The organism is Brevibacillus sp. MER 51, assembly GCF_023714195.1.
GTDB lineage: Bacteria > Bacillota > Bacilli > Brevibacillales > Brevibacillaceae > Brevibacillus.
This window is the reverse complement of record NZ_JAMAUS010000003.1, coordinates 377261-394046: the sequence shown is the minus strand read 5'-3', so window position 1 is coordinate 394046 and position 16786 is coordinate 377261. Positions and strand designations below refer to the sequence as shown.

Annotated in this window: 20 protein-coding genes; all 20 read right to left on the bottom strand. The window is 48.6% G+C overall.

From position 1 onward, the window contains the following. Positions 1–2 precede the first annotated feature (2 nt). The 20 genes from trpB to M3630_RS08980 all read right to left on the bottom strand — a co-directional run bounded on the left by trpB (position 3) and on the right by M3630_RS08980 (position 16740). Positions 3–1223 carry a tryptophan synthase subunit beta gene (trpB, locus tag M3630_RS09075; RefSeq protein ID WP_221867104.1) on the bottom strand — a complete coding sequence of 407 codons (1221 nt, stop codon included), beginning with the start codon at positions 1221–1223 and terminating at the stop codon, positions 3–5. After that, complete coding sequence (locus tag M3630_RS09070) at positions 1186–1854, bottom strand: phosphoribosylanthranilate isomerase (protein WP_251251869.1); 669 nt, start codon at positions 1852–1854, stop codon at positions 1186–1188. Before M3630_RS09070 ends, trpB begins: the two co-directional genes overlap by 38 nt. Continuing rightward, the gene (gene trpC, locus M3630_RS09065; RefSeq protein WP_251251868.1) at positions 1851–2651 is read right to left on the bottom strand and encodes an indole-3-glycerol phosphate synthase TrpC; all 801 of its coding nucleotides are present in this window, start codon (positions 2649–2651) and stop codon (positions 1851–1853) included. The genes M3630_RS09070 and trpC overlap by 4 nt, the downstream gene beginning before the upstream one ends. Further along, positions 2641–3666, bottom strand: a complete 1026-nt coding sequence (gene trpD / locus M3630_RS09060; protein WP_251251867.1) for an anthranilate phosphoribosyltransferase — start codon at positions 3664–3666, stop codon at positions 2641–2643. The genes trpC and trpD overlap by 11 nt, the downstream gene beginning before the upstream one ends. After that, entirely contained in the window at positions 3660–5174 is a 1515-nt protein-coding gene (trpE, locus tag M3630_RS09055; RefSeq protein ID WP_251251866.1) for an anthranilate synthase component I, read from the bottom strand. The genes trpD and trpE overlap by 7 nt, the downstream gene beginning before the upstream one ends. A gap of 289 nt (positions 5175–5463) precedes the next feature. Then, entirely contained in the window at positions 5464–5841 is a 378-nt protein-coding gene (gene aroH / locus M3630_RS09050) for a chorismate mutase (RefSeq protein WP_048032642.1), read from the bottom strand. Between the two features lie 2 nt (positions 5842–5843). Next, positions 5844–6944 (bottom strand): 3-dehydroquinate synthase, encoded by a 1101-nt coding sequence (gene aroB / locus M3630_RS09045; RefSeq protein WP_251251865.1) that lies wholly within the window; start codon positions 6942–6944, stop codon positions 5844–5846. Next, on the bottom strand, positions 6944–8107 hold the full coding sequence (gene aroC, locus M3630_RS09040) for a chorismate synthase (RefSeq protein ID WP_173609507.1): 1164 nt from the start codon (positions 8105–8107) through the stop codon (positions 6944–6946). Before aroC ends, aroB begins: the two co-directional genes overlap by 1 nt. A 337-nt stretch (positions 8108–8444) precedes the next feature. Beyond that, the gene (locus tag M3630_RS09035; protein WP_173609508.1) at positions 8445–8603 is read right to left on the bottom strand and encodes a hypothetical protein; all 159 of its coding nucleotides are present in this window, start codon (positions 8601–8603) and stop codon (positions 8445–8447) included. 76 nt (positions 8604–8679) lie between these two features. After that, positions 8680–9453, bottom strand: a complete 774-nt coding sequence (locus M3630_RS09030) for a CheR family methyltransferase (RefSeq protein WP_173609509.1) — start codon at positions 9451–9453, stop codon at positions 8680–8682. A gap of 128 nt (positions 9454–9581) precedes the next feature. After that, entirely contained in the window at positions 9582–10025 is a 444-nt protein-coding gene (gene ndk / locus M3630_RS09025; RefSeq protein ID WP_007716560.1) for a nucleoside-diphosphate kinase, read from the bottom strand. Positions 10026–10129: 104 nt separating this feature from the next. After that, on the bottom strand, positions 10130–11095 hold the full coding sequence (locus M3630_RS09020; protein WP_173609510.1) for a polyprenyl synthetase family protein: 966 nt from the start codon (positions 11093–11095) through the stop codon (positions 10130–10132). 9 nt (positions 11096–11104) lie between these two features. Continuing rightward, entirely contained in the window at positions 11105–11968 is an 864-nt protein-coding gene (locus tag M3630_RS09015; protein ID WP_232773188.1) for a menaquinone biosynthesis protein, read from the bottom strand. A gap of 4 nt (positions 11969–11972) precedes the next feature. Beyond that, complete coding sequence (locus M3630_RS09010; protein ID WP_007716550.1) at positions 11973–12569, bottom strand: UbiX family flavin prenyltransferase; 597 nt, start codon at positions 12567–12569, stop codon at positions 11973–11975. After that, positions 12566–13435: a UbiA-like polyprenyltransferase gene (locus M3630_RS09005; RefSeq protein ID WP_173609512.1), complete on the bottom strand. Its 870-nt coding sequence runs from the start codon at positions 13433–13435 to the stop codon at positions 12566–12568. Before M3630_RS09005 ends, M3630_RS09010 begins: the two co-directional genes overlap by 4 nt. A gap of 48 nt (positions 13436–13483) precedes the next feature. After that, positions 13484–14203 (bottom strand): demethylmenaquinone methyltransferase, encoded by a 720-nt coding sequence (locus M3630_RS09000; RefSeq protein ID WP_304502561.1) that lies wholly within the window; start codon positions 14201–14203, stop codon positions 13484–13486. Positions 14204–14207: 4 nt separating this feature from the next. Further along, positions 14208–15044: a heptaprenyl diphosphate synthase component 1 gene (locus tag M3630_RS08995; RefSeq protein ID WP_251251864.1), complete on the bottom strand. Its 837-nt coding sequence runs from the start codon at positions 15042–15044 to the stop codon at positions 14208–14210. A 125-nt stretch (positions 15045–15169) separates the two neighbouring features. Further along, a complete protein-coding gene (locus tag M3630_RS08990) occupies positions 15170–15685 on the bottom strand; it encodes a hypothetical protein (protein ID WP_088907225.1) in 516 nt (171 codons plus the stop codon). A 76-nt stretch (positions 15686–15761) separates the two neighbouring features. Then, positions 15762–15992 carry a trp RNA-binding attenuation protein MtrB gene (gene mtrB, locus M3630_RS08985; RefSeq protein ID WP_047068979.1) on the bottom strand — a complete coding sequence of 77 codons (231 nt, stop codon included), beginning with the start codon at positions 15990–15992 and terminating at the stop codon, positions 15762–15764. A 37-nt stretch (positions 15993–16029) separates the two neighbouring features. Continuing rightward, complete coding sequence (locus M3630_RS08980) at positions 16030–16740, bottom strand: lytic transglycosylase domain-containing protein (protein WP_232773185.1); 711 nt, start codon at positions 16738–16740, stop codon at positions 16030–16032. Positions 16741–16786 lie beyond the last annotated feature (46 nt).

The following is a 16786-nucleotide window of genomic DNA, read 5'->3' as shown; positions in this document are numbered from 1 at the left end:
AATTACTCTCCCCCTTCTGCTGTCAGCGCTTCTTGAATAGTCAGTACGTCCTTATCGCCTCGACCGGACAAACAGATTACTAATATTTTGTCTGAAGACATCTCTTTTGCACGTTTTATTGCTTCCGCTATCGCATGTGCGCTCTCCAACGCTGGGATGATGCCTTCCGTTTGGCAAAGTACTTGTACCGCCTCGAGTGCTTCCGCATCTGTTACCGATGTATAGGTTACTCTTCCACTGTCTTTGAGATAAGCGTGCTCAGGTCCTACTCCTGGATAATCCAAGCCAGCCGAAATCGAATGCGCTTCTTGCACCTGTCCGCCTTCATCCTGCAACAAGTAAGTTAAGGAACCATGGATGACTCCCGGGCGTCCAAGTGTTAGTGTTGCCGCATGCTTTTCGGTATCGATTCCTTTTCCTGCCGCTTCTACTCCTCTGAGCGCGACCGACTCATCCTGTAGGAACGGATAAAACATGCCAATCGCATTGCTGCCTCCACCGACGCAAGCAACGACCTCGTCTGGCAGCCTTCTGAGCATTTGCAGGACTTGACTCCGTGTCTCTTCACCGATAATTTTTTGGAATTCGCGAACCATGTATGGGTATGGATGTGGGCCAACGACAGATCCGATGACGTAGAACGTGTCATCTACGTGAGACACCCAATGGCGAATCGCTTCGTTTGTCGCATCCTTAAGTGTACGAGAGCCGGATACCGCAGGGATGACTTCGGCTCCAAGCAGCTTCATCCGAAAAACATTCAAAGACTGGCGACGAATATCTTCTTCCCCCATGAACACCTTGCAAGAGAGTCCGAGCTTTGCCGCCACGGTTGCACTTGCCACTCCGTGCTGACCAGCGCCCGTTTCGGCAATAATGGACTTTTTGCCCATCCGTTTGGCTAACAATGCTTGACCTAAAGCATTGTTTAATTTATGCGCCCCCGTATGATTGAGATCTTCTCGTTTCAAATAGATTTGGGCGCCGCCGACCGCTTTTGTCAAACGCTCTGCATAGGTGAGCGGGGTTGGGCGTCCAGCATACTCGCTGAGCAGTCCATTCAATTCCTGAACAAATGCCGGGTCACGACGCGCTTCTTCAAAAGCGATCTCGAGCTCTGTCACTGCATTCATCAAGGTTTCTGGAATAAACTTGCCTCCGAAGTCACCAAATCGCCCGTTTTCGTCAGGCACGACTCGCGTAGTTGTTTGAATGTTGTTCATGCGCCTTCACCCTCTCCACCAATGTTTTCATTTTTTCAGCGTCTTTTTCGCCATCCGTCTCTACACCACTGGACACATCGACAATTCCTGCCTGATACTGTCCCGTTAATTCTCCGACATTCCCCGCATGAATCCCGCCAGCGATGATACAGTATGCTTCCTCGCATGCTGCTTGCAATGCAGGGATTTGCTCCCACGAAAACTTTTTCCCTGTGCCGCCTGCTTGAGTAGGGTCATACGTATCAAATAAAAAGGCACTGACAATGCCACGATAGGATTGAATTGCTTGCGCAGCATCCGCTTCTCCGCCCACGGCCAACGCCTTCCACACCGGAATAGCGAACCGCTCCCGAACTTGCTGGCAAAATTGCGGCGTCTCCTGTCCATGCAGTTGGATCACGGATAGCGGTGCCTTGCTTAGCACTTCCTCCAGCTCTTCCATCGTCGGATTAACGAACACACCTACAGCAGGAGGATGGCCTGGAACGGCTGCAAGCAATTGTCCCGCAGTTTGGGCATCAACTTGTCGCTTACTTGGGGCAAAAACAAGGCCAACGTAATCGACTTCCAGTGCCTTTAACAGCGCAAGTGTTTCCGCCCGCTTGATCCCACATATTTTCAAACGAGTCATAGACTCACCCCCGGTGCTGCTTCTCCTACAAGGTCAATTACTGCGCGCTCTACGTCTGTTTGGCGCATAAAATGCTCTCCAACCAGTACGGCCCGGGCACCTGCGCTTCGTACATTCTCAATATCCGCTGGTGTCGAAATCCCACTTTCGCTCACGATCGTCAATGACGCAGGCAGTTCTGCAATCAACTCATGTGTAACGGCTAGGTCCGTTTGAAACGTATTTAAGTTTCGATTGTTGATTCCGAGCAATTTCGGTTCCATTGCTTGAAAAACAAGCTCGCATTCGCGTTTGTCATGAACCTCGACCAATACATCCATACCCAGCTCCTCGGCAGTTTGGTTCAGGTGGCGAAGCGTTTCCCGATCGAGAATGGCAGCAATGAGCAGCACACAATCAGCACCTGCTGCTCTTGCTTCCACGACTTGAATTTCATCCAGAAGAAAGTCTTTTCTAAGTAACGGACGATCAACTGCCTCGTGAATTTGCCGTAGATAGCTCAAACTCCCCTGAAAAAAAGACTCGTCTGTCAAAACGGACAAACATTCTGCGCGAGCGGCCTGATAAGCCTTCGCGATGGTTACTGCCTGGAAATCAGGTCGGATCAACCCTTTGGACGGGGATGCTTTTTTCACTTCGGCAATCACGCTTACAGGCCGTACACTCGTCTCCAATGCTTGACGAAATCCGCGTGGACGCTGGACTTCCTTCGTTGCAAAAAGCAATGCTGACACGGTTGTATCTGTATAAAGTCGTTCGATCTCTTCACGTTTCTTTTCCACGATTTTACGAAGCATGAATCATACCTCCTGCGATTTGACGAACGTGCTCGAGCTTGCGCATGACCAGTCCGCCGTCGATCAGTTCCGCTGCACGTATAACTCCTGTTTCAATCGAGCTAACCCGATCTGCCAGGTAGAGGATCGCGCCCGCATTCAGCAAAACGATGTCGCGTGCGGCCCCGCGTGCTCCAGAAAACACGTCGTGAATGATCTTGGCATTCTCATTGGCATCACCGCCGCGCAAAGCATCCTTCTCATGTCTGCGCAGACCGAACTGTTCTGGCTCGATTTCATATGTCGAAATCCGCCCATCCCGCAACTCGGCAATATGGCTCGTTCCCGTAACAGTCAATTCATCCAGTCCATCCGATCCTGCTACAACGAGCGCTCTTTTCACATCGAGCTCGTGTAAGACTGCGGCCACATTCGGAAGCAGCTTGGCATCATAGACGCCCATCAGCTGATGGCTGGCACCTGCTGGATTTGTCAATGGTCCAAGTAAGTTAAACACCGTGCGAATCGCCAATTCTTTTCGCGGGCCAGCCGCATGCTTCATCGCTTGGTGGTAAAGAGGAGCGAACAGGAAGCAGAGATTGGTCGCGCGCAGGCAATCTGCGGCGTCCTTGGGAGATAAATTGACGGGCACTCCCAACGCTTCCAACACATCAGCACTGCCGCTTTTGCTGGAAACCGCACGATTCCCGTGCTTGGCGATGCGCACACCGTCAGCTGCTGCGACAACTGCACTTGCCGTCGAAATGTTAAAGGTATGACTTCCATCTCCGCCTGTTCCGCAGGTGTCTACCAGGCCTGGCAGTTCGATGGGAAAATTCATCGCCCGCGCTCTCATGGCTTTGGCAAAACCGATAATCTCTTCCACCTGCTCACCCTTCAAGCGAAGGCTTGCCAAAAATGCACCGATCTGAGCTGGAGTTGCCTTTCCGTCCATAATCTCGCCCATGGCCTCTTCTGCAACCGTCCGTGTTAAGTGCTTCCCAAGCAGAATTTGTTCTAGCGCGTATGTTAGCATGACAACTCCACCTTTCTGACAAACAACTGTTCCGCTTTTTCTAGCGCAGAGAGCATCGCTGCTGCTTTGTTCACCGTCTCTTGGTATTCACTCGCAGGGACCGAGTCCGCTACGATGCCTGCACCTGCCTGCACATGTGCGTATCCATCCTGAAAGAACAACGTTCGAATCGTGATGCAGCTATCCAGTGAACCATCAAACGAAATGTAGCCGATTGCTCCCGCATACAGATGGCGTGCGTCAGGCTCGAGCTCTGCAATAATTTCCATCGCCCGCAGCTTCGGAGAACCAGATACTGTACCAGCCGGAAAAGCACTCAGCAATGCATCGAAAGCGTGCAGTCCCTCCCGAAGCTTGCCAGTCACATGCGAAACCATATGCATCACGTGGGAGTAGTTTTCAATCACCAATGCTTCTTCCACTTTCACACTTCCATAAGCAGAGACCTTTCCTACATCGTTGCGCCCTAGATCCAGCAGCATGTAGTGCTCGGCTCTCTCCTTCTTATCTGCCAAAAGATCAGCCGCCAATGCAGCATCTTCTTGTGGGGTCGCCCCTCTTTTTCGCGTTCCTGCAATCGGACGCATCTCTACTTTTTCATCCTCTACACGCACGAGCAGTTCTGGGGAAGTCCCGACGACTGTCTCTCCCTCGTATTCGAGATAGTACATGTATGGGGAAGGATTCAACGTACGCAGCAATCGATACACTGCAAAAGGATCGACTTCAGTCTTTACGGAAAAACGTTGGGACAACACGACTTGAAAAATGTCGCCGGCTGCGATGTATTCTTTCGCCTGCACGACTAGCTGCTCGTATTGCTCCCGCGTCATATTTGGCTCTACTGTCAATGGCGCTGGTGTATCAGTTGCTACTTGAATGCGTTGATCCATTTCAAGCGGAGCCATGACTTTCGCAGCCAACTCCTCGATTCGTTCACAGACGTGCTTGTATTTTTCGCCAATAGTTTTCTCAGTGTCTCCCGGTGCCACATGGAGGTTCACAATCAATTGAATTTCCTGCTTCAAATGATCAAAGGCGATCATCTCATCGACGAACAGGAAGCGCATATCCGGGACTCGTACAGCCTCCTTGCGATGTGCTGGTAAATTTTCGAAATAGCGCAACGTATTGTAGCCGAAAAAGCCTACCGCACCACCACTGAGACGAGGCAACCCGGGTAGCTTCGGGCTTTTGTAACGATCGGTTTCTTCACGCAAAAAGGCGACGGGATTTCCTGTGTGGACAAGCTTTTCACCAGTGCGATAGGAAACGCTAATTTCTTCACCTTTTGCTTCCACGATTTGAAAAGGATTCATGCCAATGAACGAAAAACGCGCCCAGCGAGCACCACCTTCTACGCTCTCCAGCAAAAAGGAATCACTTTTGCGAATCTTCTGATACAAACGAATCGGTGTCTCTTGATCCGCCAACAGTTTCATGCTTACAGGGATAAGGGAATACGACGCCGATAGGGTCTTAACCTCGGCAAGGGAAGGGAAATACATGGACTCTCATCTCCTCAATTAGTGGGAGAGAAAAGGGAATGAGACATCCACCTTTTCTACACCCGCTTCTAGAGCGAGAGGTAGGGGGGGAGAAATATTTGTATACAAAAAAATCCAGACAAAGAGACCTGGATTGGGTGTCAATATGTACCCAGCCTTCTCTTCTCTCCTCAACCTAACTCATCTCAACTCTGCTCAACTCATTCTCTGCTCTCAGCCGGCTTTTGCTTATTACCGGAAAAACGAGGCGCTCTCGTTTCACTTATGGTAAAAGAGAGCGCCCTAATTGTCAACCGCGATTTGTCAAATCCGGGCGCAGCTTGACTGCTTCGCGCAAAAACACATGATGAATGTCTTTTGCTGTCTTGTCCGTATTCACATGCATCATGACACGAATACAAAGCGGCAAGCCACCTGGCACCGGGATTTCTCTTGCGCACATGAGCGGTACGTATTGCCAAGCTTCTCCTTCAAGCAGACGGGCCGCTTGAGCGGGGAAGGTCGCACAGAGGTCCTCTGTCGTCGTGATAATAATGCTGCCAATGTCTTCGGGGTTTACTTCATTGCGGGCTACCATTTCCTCCAACAACCATTTTGTTGAGGAGACAATCTCTTCGCGCGTATCGGCTTCCACCGTGACCGCGCCTCTGATTCCTCTCATTCCCATCCTTATCCCTCCACTTCTTCTCTCATGACTCCCAGTATGAGTTCTTCTTCTATATTTTTGACTACTTCCACCTGCCCGATAGCCCTAGGCAACACCAATGCAAGCTTTCCACCTACCGTCTTTTTGTCTCGTTTCATGGCTTCCAGCACAGCTTCTGGCGAGAGATTGCCCGGCCACGCTGTTGGCAGGTGGAACAATTCCAGCATCCGTTTCGTGCGATTGTATACACCAGTCTCGGCAAAACCAATCCGTTCCGCTACCTTGGCTGCCAAACACATGCCAATTGAGATGGCTTCCCCATGATTCAGAGTGGAGTAAGCAGATAGCGCTTCAAACGCATGACCAAACGTATGACCCAAATTAAGCAATGCACGTTGCCCTTGTTCTGTCTCATCTTGGGAAACAATAGCCGCTTTGACTGCACAGCCTTTTTCAATGGCTTTCCCTAATAATTCTGAATCGAGCTGCCATAGCCTTTCAGCGTTGTCTTCCAGCCAATCGACAAAGGCAGCGTCTGCGATAAGTCCATGCTTAACAACCTCTGCAAAGCCTGCTGCGACTTCCCGCTTCGGTAAGCTATGCAAGGCTTTCGTGTCGTAAATAACAACTTTGGGCTGATGGAAAGCACCAATGAGATTTTTTCCGAGCGGATGATTGATCGCTACTTTTCCACCAACCGAGCTATCATGTGCGAGCAAGGTAGTCGGCATTTGAACAAAATCAATGCCGCGCATGTACGTAGCAGCCACAAACCCTGCCAAGTCTCCGACGACTCCACCACCGAGAGCCAATACAGCAGACTTCCTGTCCAGTCCTGCATCAATTGCATCTGTCATCAATCGTTCGTAGACAGTCAGGCTCTTCGATTGTTCTCCAGCAGCGATGACAGCTGAGTGGGCCTGATACCCATGCTGCCGCAATACATCGAGCAAAGGCTTTAAATAATGAACGGCTACATTCTCATCTGTGACAATCATCAATTTGCTAGTAGAAGCAATGCCTGCCTCTACTAGCAACGCTGCAGCCTGGTGCAAAAGACCATCACCTATCACAATCTCGTAGGAGCGCTCCCCCAGCTCAACAGTCAGCTTCTCCACGCTCATTAGAATTTCTCCGTGTACGCACGGTATTGACGTACGTTTTCTTCCATGTCGTCAAGAGAATCAGAAGGGAATTTTTCGCACATAGCACTCGCGATCTCCCATGCTACCACTGCCTCCGCAACGACACTTGCGGCAGGAACAGCACAACTGTCAGAACGCTCAATGCTCGCTGAGAATGGCTCTCTCGAGTCGATATCCACACTCATCAACGGTTTGTACAAGGTAGGAATCGGCTTCATGACACCGCGAACAACTACAGGCATTCCTGTCGTCATACCGCCTTCGAGTCCACCTGCACGATTTGTTTTTCGGCTGTAGCCAGTTTCTTCGTTCCAAATAATCTCGTCATGAACTTGCGAGCCTTTCAGACCGGCTGCCTCGAATCCGATACCGATTTCGACACCTTTGAAAGCCTGAATGCTCATGATTGCCTGTGCAAGACGTCCATCCAGCTTGCGATCCCATTGTACGTGGCTACCCAAACCAATTGGCACGCCTTCAACGATCACTTCTACTGTACCACCGAGGGAATCCCCGTCTTCTTTTGCTTTGTCAATCGCTGCCATCATCAGTGGTTCTGCTTCTTTATCCAAGCAGCGTACTGGCGATTCTTCGGTGCGGGCAATCAGCTCGTCCAGACTTACTTCTTGTCTCTTCGCCACGATCTCATTGATCTGGAGTACCTGCCCGCCTATACGGATACCAAATTGAGCCAGCAATTGGCGAGCGACTGCACCAACAGCTACGCGGACAGTAGTCTCACGAGCGCTGGAACGTTCCAGAATATTGCGCATATCGCGTTGATGATACTTAATCGCCCCGTTTAAATCAGCATGTCCAGGGCGTGGACGGGAGACACGACGCTTTTCTTCAGTGCCTTCCTCTACAGGCTCAGCGCTCATGATTCCTTGCCAATGCGTCCAATCATTATTTTCAACGACCAGTGTGATAGGAGCTCCGGTTGTATATCCATGACGGACACCAGAAAGAATTTTCACCTGATCCTTTTCAATCTGCATTCTTCTGCCGCGGCCATGGCCTTTCTGACGACGTGCCAACTGCTCATTAATTTCCTCAATGGAAATCGGCAGGTTGCTCGGTACGCCCTCAATGATAGCTGTTAATTGCGGCCCGTGGGATTCCCCTGCTGTCAAGTAACGCATCTCTATCCTTCCTCCATCCTCCTGGCAGCCTGTATCCCCTTCAGGTTCTCTTTTTGGGGTGCTGTCCTTTATCACTTTTAAGCGCTATAATATCATACCTAGTACGCCGTGGAAATACAAAAGTGGGAAACGTCTGCGAAAAACCTTTTCTTTCTACAGGAAAACGCCCCTCCGCATGGGGAGAAGCGCTCTCTTTACGCTATCGCGAATGAATCAGGATTGATATTCCTACACGTTAAGGAAACCTCTATCGTTGATCGCTCACGGAGGAGCGACCGCGTTTTAGGGGAAAGTTTCCATGCGTTCCGGAATATATAAACGAAGTGTTTATATATTCCTACACGTTGAAAAAAGGATTGGGGCTCAGCGGTTTGCGAGTGTGATCCACGCGTAACAAATCATCTAGTTGTGTCCTCTCCGCCCCTAAAATCTGACCACATTCCTGCAGCGTGATCAGCCCTCGACGGTATGCTTCGATGACCTTGTGTTTATCCATCTGCTGCCTCCTCTTGCAAAGTAGGTATTCCTAGTCTTGGGAAAAAACAGCAGAGATATACCAAGGCCAACAGGAATCAACCCATTTTCCGATAGAAGAACGTATCCTCTGTCTCCAGTTGGTATTGTTGCGGCTGAAAAATTTGTTCCGTGCTACCTACAAAGAGTACTCCACCAGGTTTCAGGGCCCGGCTAAACTTGTGATACAGCTCATGCTTTGCTTCTTCGGTAAAGTAAATCATCACGTTCCGGCAAATAATTAAATCAAATTGAGAATCAAATGAGTCCGCCAATAAATTATGTTTTTTGAACGTCACTTTTCTCTTCACTTCGTCCGTGATGCGATAGCTGAGTGTATCTTTTTCAAAATACTTTGCTACGAGGTCTTTCGGACAATCTTGCAGGGAGCGGTCCGTGTACACCCCTTGCTTCGCTTTTGCCAGTGCTCCCTCATCAATATCGGAAGCGAGCACGGTCGCATCCATCTTCATGCGTAGCAAAATCAGTGAGAGTGTGTACGGCTCCTCCCCTGTCGAGCATGCCGCACTCCAGCATTTCACCCGCGGCGATTGCTTTGCCAAGCGTGGCAAAATTTTATTCTCGAGAACTTCCCACCGGCCTGGATTCCGGAAAAATTCCGATACGTTGATGGTCATCCTATCGAGGAACTCATAGAAAAGCTCCTTGTCTTTAGCGATGGCATCGAAATACTGGGCAAATGTGTTGTACCCCCGCTTTTGTCTCAACGAGGTTAGACGGCGCTTCATCTGTGCTTCCTTGTAGAGGGCAAGATCAATTCCAGTCATTTTTTTCACACTAGCAATAAATTGGAGAAAGTCCTTATCTTCCATGCTGAATCGTACCCCCTTTGAAAACTCCCTAACTTCATTCGCTATATTTCGCCATTATCCTATCTGTTTTGACAAAGAATTTGACAAAAAAAAGAAAACCCCAACAAATGGGGTCTTCTCGATCCATCTTAGATCCAGCGTTGGATGGTTTTCTCGAAGGAGAGAACTTCTTCTGCGGAGAACCACAGGCCGATTTCACGCTCAGCGCTCTCAGGAGAGTCAGAACCGTGGATGATGTTCATGCCAACGGAAGTAGCGAAATCGCCACGGATCGTACCGGAAGCAGCGTCTACCGGGTTTGTTTTGCCCATCATAGCGCGAGCAGTTGTGATTACGTTGTTACCTTGCCATACCATAGCGAATACTGGTCCGGAAGTGATGAAGTCTACCAGTTCACCGAAGAATGGACGCTCTTTGTGCTCTGCATAGTGTTCTTCAGCCAATTCGCGGCTTACTGTCATCAGCTTAGCACCTACGAGTTGGTAGCCTTTTTTCTCAAAACGGGATACGATTTCACCAATCAGGTTACGTTGTACGCCATCTGGTTTTACCATAAGGAATGTTTTTTCCATTGTAAGTATGCCTCCATTAGAGCTATGTATTGGTGAATAGGACACCAACGAAAATTTTATCAAAACTAGAGTGGTCAAGCAACAGGCAGACCGTCAAAATATCATTAAAATTTACGATCAATAATATAATTGGCGATACCTGTCAAAGATGTCTTAGCTTGGTTATTAGGCAAATCAGCGAGAATGGCATGCGCACGGGCGATATAGCGTTCAGCAAGGCGCTGCGAAAAGGCAATGCCCTCATCTTCTCGCACCATACGAACTGCTTCATCTGTATGATCCCAGAACGTATTTTGCGCGATCCATTCCTGGAATTGCGCTCGTGCCTTTCCATGATGAGCCGAATAAAGCGCAGGCAACGTAATGTTACCATGCACCAGGTCGCTTCCAGCCGGCTTTCCTAACTGCTTCTCAGTCCCTGTAAAGTCCAAAATGTCGTCGGTTATTTGAAAAGCCATCCCCACGTTGTAGCCGTACCAGTACATTTTGCGAATCATATCATCTGACGCTCCGCTTGCCACTGCTCCTAATTGACAGCTAATCGCAATTAAAAGCGCCGTTTTTCGTTTGATTCTGCGCAAATAGGTACGGAAGTTTTGGTCCCAGTTATTCAAATCCTTTACTTGCTGGATCTCTCCCTTGCAAACCTCGACGATTGCATTCGAGAGAATTTGGTGCAATTGCGGGATCGGGAGTTGGGAGGCAATGGCCAATGCCCGTGCAAAAATATAGTCGCCGGCATACATGGCTACTTTGTTATCCCACTTCATCCGAACAGTATCTTTTCCGCGACGCTTATCCGCATCATCAATTACATCATCATGCACCAGGGATGCCATGTGGATCAGTTCAAGAGGAACAGCCACATGCTTTAGTTTTTTGATGTCGTAATTGCCCCACTTACCGCCCAGCAAAACAAACACGGGACGAATCCGCTTTCCTCCTGCCTTGAGCAAGTGAGTCGAGGATAGATACAACTCTCGAACCGGCGTGTCAATTGCTTTCTCCAGTTCATCTTCTATGTATTGGACATCTTTTTTCATCTTGAAGTAAATATCGACTAGATTCATCCGTTCCACCTATCTCGTCAACGTAGTATTGGTCTGTCGGCCGCCAGCTTGCCACAGATCGACGGTTGCAGGTGCCGATAGAAGTCCCAGCTCCGCTGCGCATCGGTAATAGTACTCCAGTCCAATCCGCTGAACGTCACCGAAATCGTGCTGTAATCCTTGGAAATAGTGGATCCATTGCTCTTTCTCTCCACCGAAATGCGTGTGAACGTAGTCAATCAATGGGGCTGTATTCTCCCTGGTCTTCCTTTTACTCTCTAAAAAAGAGGCATGGACGTCCGCGATCAAGTCATGATGATCGGCAATAACTGCTCGACGGAGAGCCCAAATGGCAAAGGTCATGGAATAGCCTGTAAATTGATGCCACAGCTCTCCCAAATCGTAGACATGAAGGTCTTTGGCCGTTCGCTCAGCGGAAATCGCGTCATCCCCGATCAAGAGCGCTGCATCAGCACCCTCCAGCATTTCATGCAAAATAGGTTCCTGTGTAACGTAGGAAATCTCATATTCGTAAAACTTATGGAGAATGATCTTTAAGAGATTCACGGTGGTAGCCGATGTGTTGGTCAAGGCAATTTTGGCGCCGTTTAGTTGTTCAATCGGCTTTTTGCTGAATAAGAAAAGGGAGCCTACTCTCCCCTTGGCACTGACAGACAGATCTGCCAATGCCACGTATTCGGAGGCATGCTCTGCATAGCTAAACGAAGAAATCGGTCCCAAGTCAATCTCGCCATTCGCCATTGCGGTGTTTAACTGGGCAGGAACTTGGCGGATGAATTCGATTCGGTCTTCGAATTTTTCTTGATCAAAATAGAAGTAAACCGGCAATACATTGGTATACAAAATTTGTCCAACACGCAAAGACTTTTGCATGCGTTTATTCCCCCCAACGCCGGAACAGCGAATGTGGTACATCAATTGCATCCAAAGTTTTCCCTACCACAAAATTGATCAGATCATCCATGGTTTGCGGTTTCTGATAGTAGCCTGGCATAGCAGGCAGAATCTTGACGCCCAGACGGCTTAATTTGAGCATGTTCTCGAGCTGAATCGCATTGAGCGGCGTCTCTCTCGGAACGATGACCAAACGCCGCCCTTCCTTGATCATGACATCAGCAACGCGCTCCAGCAAATTACCTGATGCGCCATGTGCGATGCCAGAAACAGTCCCCATCGAGCACGGTACGACGATCATACCGTCACAGCGATAGGAACCACTGGCTGCGGGACAATTGAAATCTCGCAGTCCCCAATAATGTAGCTCACCAGAAAAGTCTAGTTGCAGCTTCTCCTGCAACAGAGCTTCTCTGTCATCTGTGTGCCAATCCAGTTCATCACGAAATACTTGCCAGCCTGCTTCTGTAATCATCAAGTGAACGATATGTCCAGCACGCAATAACTCCTGGACGACTCGAACACCATAGATAGCACCACTTGCACCCGTTATCCCGACAGCCCACTTTTGCTTGTTCATGCAATCACCAAATCAATCATCGTAAAGGTAAACATCACGACACTCAAGATGCCGTTCATGTTGAAGAATGCCATATCCAGCTTGGACAAGTCTGTTGGCTTCACCAGCGTGTGTTCATAGATCAAAATCGCACCCGAAATGAGCACACCTACCAAGAACCAGATCGACAAGTCTGCAACTACATACAACGACATCAGACCAACGAAAGTAAGAACGTGGCATACGCGGGCGATCAGAAGTGCATTGGCAATTCCGAAGCGGCTCGGCATGGAATAAAGTCCTTCTTTCCGGTCAAAATCGGCGTCCTGGCATGCATAAATGATATCAAATCCTGCTGTCCAGAACATAACCGATGCAAACAATAGAAGGCCGACACCATCTACTTGACCCGTTGTCGCTACCCAGCCCCCTAGCGGGCCGAAGCCGATGGCAACCCCGAGTACAAAGTGGCAAAGCCAGGTAAAGCGTTTCGTATAAGAATAAAGCACAAGAACAAACACAGCGAGCGGCAACAATTTCACAGCCAAATCATTTAACTGGAATGCGGCAATGAACAGCACCGCAAAGGACACCACGATAAACAAAATGACTTCCACAATCGAAATGAGGCCAGCAGGAATCGCTCGTGTGACTGTCCGAGGATTTTTCGCATCAATTACCCGGTCGATGACGCGGTTTAAGGACATCGCTGCACTGCGAGCGCCCACCATCGCTACCGTCACCCAAAAAATTTCCGACCAAGTAGGCCAAGCATTCTCTACCACAATGCTTCCCAAAACAGCTCCCATAAAGGCAAAAGGCAAGGCAAAAAGGGAGTGCTCGAATTTAATCATTTCCAAGATGATTTTCAATTTACGTAGACCCATTTATGACACTTCCTATCTAGTGAAGAAATACCGGTTTACTCCTCATAATTATGGCTTTGTGCCAATATGCAAGGCTGATACGCCGCCCATAAACAATTTGACCTGAACCGGGTCCAAGCCTGCTTTCTGAAACATGCTTGCCAGCTCGCGACTGTCCGGGAAATTGGTCAGGGATTGGGGCAGCCAAGCATACTCTTCGTATTTGTTGACTGTCAGCTTCGCAATAAACGGCAAGATTTTGTAGAAATATAAGTAAAATAGCTTCCGGTACGGAATGAATGGGGGCTTGGACACTTCCAAAGAAACGACTTTACCGCCCGGCTTTACAACACGTGCCATTTCATTCAAGACCTGCTGAACATCCGGTACATTGCGCAGAGCAAACCCGATTGTTACGAAGTCAAAGGTATGATCCTCGTAAGGCAGATTCATTGCATCTGCGTTCACTAGCTTTACGTTGTTGCCAACACCTGCGTTCGCTACTTTATATGCCCCTACATCCAGCATATTCTGGCTGAAATCAAGGCCAACAACATTGCCTTCTTTTCCGACAGCCTTAGCCAATGCAATCGTCCAGTCTGCTGTACCACAAGCAACATCCAACGCTGTATGCCCTGGCTGGATATTCATCTGCTTCATCGTGTAATTACGCCAAGCAATATGACTGCCAAAGCTGATTACATTATTCATTTTGTCGTAATCGTTTGCAATGCTCTCGAAAACGGAGTGAACGTACTCTGCTTTCTCATTCATCTGTGTCTGGTTCACTTGGCTACATCTCCTCAATTACCTTCTTCAAGCGACTGATCCGATGGGAGTACCGTGCCGTAATGGATGCAAGCATATTCCGCGTCTCTGCCGGATGCAGCGTGCGCACCATTTGCTCGCATAAACCGATTAATTCGAGGGCTTTCCCCTCAACGCCAGACAAAACTTGCGCGAGTGTAGCCCCGGGTTTTTGCAGCAAAAAACGGGCAAAACCAAAAGGGACTTGTTCTTGCCATTTGAGCTGCTCCCACTCACCGATCACACTCTCTACCTTGGCTGTTTGCTTCATCAGATCGCTCCAGAAGCGACGGCGTTCAGCTGAATCGGCATACTCCTCTACAACAGCCACGTATAAGCCTGTATCAATCGTATTTCGCAATTCCCAGTACTCTTCATCTGATAAAGTCTTGCTATCTCGCCCAGCGATGTAGAGTCTCATTTTCGCTTCGTTCACTCGCTGAATGGCTGCCGACAACACTTGAATGGCTTGGATTTCACCGGCTGAAGCCAGAAGGTGATAATAGCGACTGCTGTAATAATCACCCGCAAGTACGGTCAGCTGTCGGTTTCGCTCCGCGCTCTGTGAGGAGTCGTACTCATTTTTTACGAGCTCATGCGTGTCCAGTCCCAATTGGACAAGCCCTGTTGCTGTACATAAAACCGAAGCCTTTTCCTTCGGCATGCCTTGTTCCAGCAAAAAAAGGTACAACAGCTCAAGACGATTTTCCGCCATGGAAGGAACGTCAACATAATGTTCTACATAGGAATGGGTGATTCTCTTGTAGATTTGTTCGATAATGGACCGAACCTCTTCTACATTCGGGGAAAGTTCTTTGCTCATGCGTCCTCCTCCACAAGCTGCACAACCTAAAGATGTCTGCCTGTTCCGTACTGTTCCTTACTCTTCGGTCTTCCTCTGCCGTCCGGTCAAAAGGCCGTCTCTACTATCATACCATACTTCTTCCATCAGGGACTAATTCGCTCATAAAAATACGGCTCGATTCGAATAGGAAATGTACTGCTTACAAAGGTCTGGATATCGGAAGGGTCGGTCAAAGGTTTGTCATGTCCTGCGAGATTTCCAGTTGTCGATTGTATGGCAATCAATAATCTCGATTCTTTTGGTGGATCCGTCTCCTCTAACAAGCGATAGTACACGGGCCCGACATTGTCTGCATAGGTACGCAAGTCGTATGTCAAACGGTAAAAATCCTGATAAACGGTATTTAACTCTACTTTTTCGGCAGGTTTCACCACAAAATCAACATAGATCGATGGGTTTTCCCATTTTATACGCTTAATATTATAATGTGTCGACATCCTTGTAAACAAATCAAGGGCATTTTGCTCACTTAAGTGAATGGCACGAGCTGACTGAAATGTCGGTATATCCGCTTGCATCCACTGGTTTGTGGGGACCAGCGACAGCATCAGAGCCAAGAAAGTGGAAACAGCAATCGCCATCAACAATTGGCGCGGCATAGACATCCCTCCTCTCCTCCATTGTACAAATAAAAAAAGCAGGCTATGCCTGCTTCTTAGCAAAACGACTTGCTCTTTATTCAGTCGTATCCACGACGCCATGCTGCGAGTAAATCACCGCTTTTCCTCGCACCTTAATTGCAGAGGTGTGCTCCGTAAATTGAAAAATCATGACTTCGCCCTTATCGAGCTTCTCTGTATGATGGAAACGCGTATCAGAACCTCTTGTTAATCCGATCACATGAACGCCATTTTCCTTCGCTTTGACTACGAAATAATCCTGATTAAATCCCGATGGTTGTGCCAATGTGTTTCCTCCTGACCAATACGGTATGCGCGTATGTCTAGTATGATGCCCCTTCCGACTCCAGACGGCTCATGATCTTGTCTACATAGCGCTGTGTCTCTTGCGGCAATTGGTCAAACTTCGCTTCTAGCTCGTCATCACTGCTGATCCCCAGACGGCTCATCCGACCCGGACCAGCATTGTAAGCAGCAAGTGCTACTTTCACATCTCCATCATAACGATCCAAAAGCGACTTCAAATATTTTGTTCCACCTTCAAGGTTTTCATCAGGGTCGTATACATTGCGGACTTGCATGGCTTTTGCCGTATTATCCATCAGCTGCATCAAGCCCTTCGCCCCTGCACGCGATTCTACATTCGGATTGAAATTGGATTCGGCCCTGACGACCTCTCTCACCAGATCAACGTCCACTCCGATCGCTTTCGCTGTCTGATCAATCTTGTCCAAGATTTCCGGGGTAGGAACAGATGGCCCTTTTGCAAAAGACAGGGACTGCTCATTTTGAATATGGGTAGGAATCTTCCAGCTTCTGGATCCATCTAGTTTGGCCAAAATCTCCTGCGAACTGATTACTCGCTGGCCGGTTGTTGCTAACTGGGACTGCAAGATGTCCGAGAAGAGCCCCTCGTCTCCATACGAAAGCGAAGAGGCATCATAGGTTTGCGGCAATGTTTGCAAATATGGTTGAAGTGATACAGGCACCTTCATAGCATTGAACAACCCTTCCCTAGCTTGTCTACCTATCATTATAAAAAAGAAAGATCAGGAAGCCAATAGCAAAATGGTACTACTT

Excerpts from the sequence above, each read along its gene's own strand:
- trpC (WP_251251868.1), bottom strand. The coding sequence starts at position 2,651 with ATGCTTCGTAAAATCGTGGAAAAGAAACGTGAAGAGATCGAACGACTT.
- M3630_RS09005 (WP_173609512.1), bottom strand. The coding sequence starts at position 13,435 with ATGGGTCTACGTAAATTGAAAATCATCTTGGAAATGATTAAATTCGAG.
- M3630_RS09035 (WP_173609508.1), bottom strand. The coding sequence starts at position 8,603 with ATGGATAAACACAAGGTCATCGAAGCATACCGTCGAGGGCTGATCACG.
- M3630_RS09030 (WP_173609509.1), bottom strand. The coding sequence starts at position 9,453 with ATGGAAGATAAGGACTTTCTCCAATTTATTGCTAGTGTGAAAAAAATG.
- ndk (WP_007716560.1), bottom strand. The coding sequence starts at position 10,025 with ATGGAAAAAACATTCCTTATGGTAAAACCAGATGGCGTACAACGTAAC.
- aroB (WP_251251865.1), bottom strand. The coding sequence starts at position 6,944 with ATGAGCGTGGAGAAGCTGACTGTTGAGCTGGGGGAGCGCTCCTACGAG.
- aroH (WP_048032642.1), bottom strand. The coding sequence starts at position 5,841 with ATGGGAATGAGAGGAATCAGAGGCGCGGTCACGGTGGAAGCCGATACG.
- M3630_RS09070 (WP_251251869.1), bottom strand. The coding sequence starts at position 1,854 with ATGACTCGTTTGAAAATATGTGGGATCAAGCGGGCGGAAACACTTGCG.
- M3630_RS09010 (WP_007716550.1), bottom strand. The coding sequence starts at position 12,569 with ATGAACAAGCAAAAGTGGGCTGTCGGGATAACGGGTGCAAGTGGTGCT.
- M3630_RS09015 (WP_232773188.1), bottom strand. The coding sequence starts at position 11,968 with ATGCAAAAGTCTTTGCGTGTTGGACAAATTTTGTATACCAATGTATTG.
- aroC (WP_173609507.1), bottom strand. The coding sequence starts at position 8,107 with ATGCGTTACTTGACAGCAGGGGAATCCCACGGGCCGCAATTAACAGCT.
- trpE (WP_251251866.1), bottom strand. The coding sequence starts at position 5,174 with ATGTATTTCCCTTCCCTTGCCGAGGTTAAGACCCTATCGGCGTCGTAT.
- M3630_RS08995 (WP_251251864.1), bottom strand. The coding sequence starts at position 15,044 with ATGAGCAAAGAACTTTCCCCGAATGTAGAAGAGGTTCGGTCCATTATC.
- trpB (WP_221867104.1), bottom strand. The coding sequence starts at position 1,223 with ATGAACAACATTCAAACAACTACGCGAGTCGTGCCTGACGAAAACGGG.
- M3630_RS08980 (WP_232773185.1), bottom strand. The coding sequence starts at position 16,740 with ATGATAGGTAGACAAGCTAGGGAAGGGTTGTTCAATGCTATGAAGGTG.
- M3630_RS09020 (WP_173609510.1), bottom strand. The coding sequence starts at position 11,095 with ATGAATCTAGTCGATATTTACTTCAAGATGAAAAAAGATGTCCAATAC.
- M3630_RS08990 (WP_088907225.1), bottom strand. The coding sequence starts at position 15,685 with ATGCCGCGCCAATTGTTGATGGCGATTGCTGTTTCCACTTTCTTGGCT.
- trpD (WP_251251867.1), bottom strand. The coding sequence starts at position 3,666 with ATGCTAACATACGCGCTAGAACAAATTCTGCTTGGGAAGCACTTAACA.